Origin of the sequence: Mesorhizobium sp. M7D.F.Ca.US.004.03.1.1, from assembly GCF_003998635.1 — a bacterium.
GTDB lineage: Bacteria > Pseudomonadota > Alphaproteobacteria > Rhizobiales > Rhizobiaceae > Mesorhizobium > Mesorhizobium loti.
The window spans coordinates 1-4,455 of sequence record NZ_RZQG01000501.1; the positions used below are offsets into that span (position 1 = coordinate 1).

4 protein-coding genes are annotated in these 4,455 nt (G+C 64.0%); 3 read left to right on the top strand and 1 reads right to left on the bottom strand.

Annotated elements, in window-relative coordinates:
• Positions 1-285 (bottom strand): GntR family transcriptional regulator (locus tag EN935_RS23885; protein ID WP_164771296.1); only part of this gene is annotated, 285 nt, incomplete at its 3' end.
• A 404-nt stretch (positions 286-689) separates the two neighbouring features.
• Here EN935_RS23885 and ftsZ point away from each other — a divergent pair.
• The 3 genes from ftsZ to EN935_RS23900 form a co-directional block, all read left to right on the top strand.
• Positions 690-1,727, top strand: a complete 1,038-nt coding sequence (ftsZ, locus tag EN935_RS23890; RefSeq protein ID WP_109663255.1) for a cell division protein FtsZ — start codon at positions 690-692, stop codon at positions 1,725-1,727.
• A 187-nt stretch (positions 1,728-1,914) separates the two neighbouring features.
• Positions 1,915-3,300 carry an SWIM zinc finger family protein gene (locus tag EN935_RS23895; protein WP_245468761.1) on the top strand — a complete coding sequence of 462 codons (1,386 nt, stop codon included), beginning with the start codon at positions 1,915-1,917 and terminating at the stop codon, positions 3,298-3,300.
• A partial coding sequence (locus EN935_RS23900) for a DUF5691 domain-containing protein (RefSeq protein WP_127373665.1) occupies positions 3,297-4,455 on the top strand: 1,159 nt, incomplete at its 3' end. The genes EN935_RS23895 and EN935_RS23900, both read left to right, overlap by 4 nt.

A 4,455-nucleotide genomic window follows, 5' to 3' on the forward strand; every position in this document is an offset into this window, starting at 1 on the left:
CGTCCGCACCGCGGTCAATTGCGAAAACCGGTCGGCCGATATTACCGGCACCTCGACGCTGCCGTTCGGCATCGGGCTGAGCGCCCGCAGCGCCTGCAGCCGCATGAAGGCGCTGCGCACCGGCATGTCGCTGGTGCCGAGTTCCTTGGCGAGCTTTCGCGAGGTCAGCTTCTGGCCCGGCGTGAACCGGCCGGACATCAGCGCTCGCACAAGTTCCAGATAGACTTTCTCATGCAGGGGAACGGTGTCGACGGCGGTCAACCCGAATTGTGTTTTGTCGGCCATTGGCGGGGGCGCTGCTTCATTCGTTCTGAGATCTGTGCAGCAGGCTGGTTTCGCCGCTGGGGATTCTGCGTGGCCGAACTCGGCGAGAACGCCGAAGTCAGCGATATATCAAGCACATGATAGACGCTTCGGTCGTCGCGCGGCAAGCCAACGCGTCACCTACCGGCTGTTGCACCCAAGGCCAGAGGCTTGATTGTTGGGCGAGCGGCGTCTGCGCCACGCTGTGCAAAACCGTCATCACAAATCTTGACCTTGCGCGCACTTGCACCTCTGGCCGCTCTCTGGCTTTTTGGGGTACCCATCGCAACGGACTGATTCGCGTCATGCCGCTCGATTGCAATCTGCCCAAAAGCAGTCTGCGGGTGGGTCGTGAAGCGCGCGCAATTGACGAAGGAGAAACAGGCATGGCCGAGTTTAAGAAGCCCGAAATCTCCGAGATGAGACCCAAGATCACCGTCATCGGCGTTGGTGGTGGTGGCGGCAATGCCGTCAACAACATGATCGCGGAGCAGCTTCAAGGAACCGAGTTCATCGCCGCCAACACCGACGCGCAGGCGCTGACCATGTCCAAGGCGACGCGGCTGATCCAGCTTGGCGCGCATGTCACCGAAGGATTGGGCGCCGGATCGCTTCCCGAGATCGGCCGCGCCGCGGCCGAGGAATCGCTCGACGAGATCATGGACCATCTGGCCGGCACGCATATGTGTTTCGTCACCGCTGGCATGGGCGGCGGCACGGGAACCGGCGCCGCTCCTATCATCGCCCAGGCGGCGCGCAAGGCCGGCATCCTGACGGTGGGCGTCGTCACCAAGCCTTTCGCCTTCGAGGGCAGGCGCCGCATGCAGATGGCTGAAGAGGGCATCGAGCGGCTGCGCGAGAGCGCCGACACGGTGATCGTCATCCCGAACCAGAACCTGTTCCGGATCGCCGATGCCAAGACCACCTTCGCCGACGCGTTCGTCATTGCCGACCGGGTGCTCTACTCCGGCGTCAGCTGCATCACCGATCTCATCGTCAAGGAAGGCCTCATCAATCTTGACTTCGCCGATGTCAAATCGGTGATGCGCGACATGGGCCGCGCCATGATGGGCACCGGCGAGGCGTCCGGCGAAGGCCGCGCGATGAAGGCGGCGGAAGCCGCGATCGCCAACCCGTTGCTGGACGAAGTGTCGATGAAAGGCGCCAAGGGCGTCCTGGTCTCGATCTCGGGCGGCAGGGACATGACCCTGTTCGAGGTCGACGAGGCCGCCACCCGCATTCGCGAAGAAGTCTACGAGGACGCCGACATCATCGTCGGCGCCATCTTCGACAAGGGCATGGAAGGCCGCTTCAGGGTCTCGGTGGTGGCGACAGGCCTCGACCGTGCGTTTGGAGCAGAAGATGGCGATGCCGGCATCGCCCGCGACCACGCCGGCCAGCCGCCAGCGCGGACGCTTCAATAAGGGGGTTCGGCGCATTTCCTTGCCGAGATGTGTTTTTTCGGGGAGACATCGCCAGCGGGGCAGATTGGCCGACGGTCAGCTGTATCGACCTCTGTACCGCTGCTGCTACAAGAATCCGTCATAGACGGCCATCTATACTGGCTACCCGTATCGTTCGAGCGACGAGAGGCGCGGCTTGGAATTTGACTTGAAAACCATCGAAGCGCTTGCGCCCGATCAGGCCTCGTTGAGCGCCGCTTCCAGGTTGACCAGGCAATCGAACTGGCCGCGACTCGAAAAAAGCGAACAGCTGGCGCTCATCTGGGGGGAATGCCAGGGTTCCGGCTCCAATCCCTACCGCGTGGTCGTCGACACTGGCGACCATGGCTACAAATGCACCTGCCCGTCGCGGAAGTTCCCCTGCAAGCACACCTTGGCGCTGATGTGGATAGCCGCCACCACGCCGGCCAGTTTTGCCGCCGCGGGCTCGACCCCCGAATGGGTGAATGACTGGCTCGGTCGCCGCAGGAAGACCTCACCGCAGCCGACGGGGCCGGCGCCCGGTGCGGGAGGCAAGAGTATTGGCGAAATCTCGCTCGACGACGAAAGTACTGTTGTCGAGGACGCCGCTGCGGTCGAGCGCCGCGAGGCAGCGCAGCGAAAGCGGACGCAGGACACGCAATCCGCCGTGTCGGCGGCGCTGGATGAACTGGATCAATGGATCGCTGATCAATTGCGGCTTGGCCTTGCCGGCTTTGTCGACAACAGCAGCGACCGTTGCCGCCGGATTGCGGCACGGCTGGTCGACATGAAAGCAACGGCGCTTGCCGGCCGTATCGACGAGATTCCGTCACGGCTGATGGGGCTGCGCAGCGAGGAGCGCCCGGACGCGGCGATCCGCGAACTCGGCAAGCTTGTGCTACTGGCCAAGGCCTGGCGATCGACACCAGGCGACGCCGAACTGAGGCGGCTCGTATCGACCTCCGAAAACCGTGAGCAGGTACTGGCCAATCCCGAAGCGATCCAGGTAGAAAGCATCTGGGAAGTGCTCGGCGAGAAGATCGAAACCCGCCGTGACGGTCTTGTCAGCCATTCGACCTGGCTGCTCGACCTGAAGAGCGCGAGCCCGCAATTTGCTCTCTTGCTCGACTATTTTCCGGCCTCAGCGGGTCGCCGGTCGAACGCCTTCACGTCAGGAGACCGGTTTGATGCCAGGCTGGTCTTTTATCCGGCACGCCAGCCGTTGCGAGCACTGGTGACGGACCGCAAGGGCGATGTCCCGTCAGGTGAGTGGCCTGATTTCGGCTTTGACGCAGGCGATCCGCTCGCGGCCCATGTCGCTCACCAGGACACAGCCCCCTGGCTCACCGACTGTCCCGTCATGCTGCCGCCCGGCGCGATCCTGCTGGACGATCGCGGTGCCGCCTGGTGGCAGGCAACCGGCGATCCGCATGGTATCGCCTTGCCGATCGCCGACACCGTCAATCCAACGCTGCTTGGGCTGGACCTCACGGCAACGGCAGCACTTTGGAACGGCAGCCGGCTGGACCTGCTGGCTGCGCAAAGCAGGTTCGGGAGGCTTGACCTGTCGTGAACGAGATCGAGCAGACCGGCCTGGCGACCATGCGCGACAGCTGGATCACCGGCGGGACCAGCTTCGATCTGGCTCCAGCCGCGTGGAAGGAGATTGCCGGTGGCGCAAGCCTCGACGAGCGCGAGCGTCGCCTGTTGGCAATCGCCGCGCAGGCCCTCGACATTGCCTTGCGGCCAGCCGCGCCCAAGACGCTGAAGCGCCGCCCAGTGCTGCCTGAACTTGCCTTGCCGATGCTACCGGAGCGGCTGCGGCCGCTTTTGCGAGCGGCGCTGAAACACGCCGGCGACACAAGAAGCAAGACGCGTGTGGTGTCGCTCGTCGCCAGCCGCGGCTTCGTGCTGCATCCGATGGACTGGATGCCGGCCGTGTCGGATCAGAACGGCCCGGACGTCTATGCACCCTGGATCGACTGGCAGGCAGGCGCGGACGGCGAAAAACACACCCGCCAGGAAAAGTTGACCGCGGAAAACTGGGATGACTTCTATCCCGCCGCGCGTCGTACGGCGCTCGCGGATATGCGCCGCACCGCGCCGGCATCGGCTCGGCAACTGATCGAGACCAAGGGATCCGGCGAGCCGGCCGAGATCAGGCTTGCACTCATCGAACTCATGCGCTTCGGCCTCGGCGCCGATGACGTGCCGTTCCTGAAGAACCTCTCCGCCGATCGTTCCGGCAAGGTACGCGAATTGGCCGGCCGGCTGCTGGCAAGGCTCGGAGAGCATGGCCAGCTTGGCGATGGCGGGCCGGAAGATCCAACAGCAGAACTCGCCGCCTTCATCGCGGAAGGCAAATCCGGCTTCATCCGCCGCCGCACCACCTACACGCCGGCAAAACTCAAATCGCCGGCGCAGGAAAGACGTCGTGCCGAACTGTTCGAGACCTGTAACCTGGTCGACCTCGCCACGCGCTTCGGCACCACCGAATCCGAGTTTATCGGGGCGTGGCAATTCGGCGCCGAGAACGATGCCGATATCCTTGTTGCCCGAATGGTCGCCGCGTCGGGCAGCGAAGCGGCGGTGACGCACATGGCGGATACGCTTGTCGCCGAAGGCGGCAAGCCGGCGCTTTTCGTCCTCCACCTCATGCCGCGTCTGGACAACCGCAGGAAGCGTGTCCTGGTCAGGCTGATCCTGAAAGATACGCAATATCTTGGTG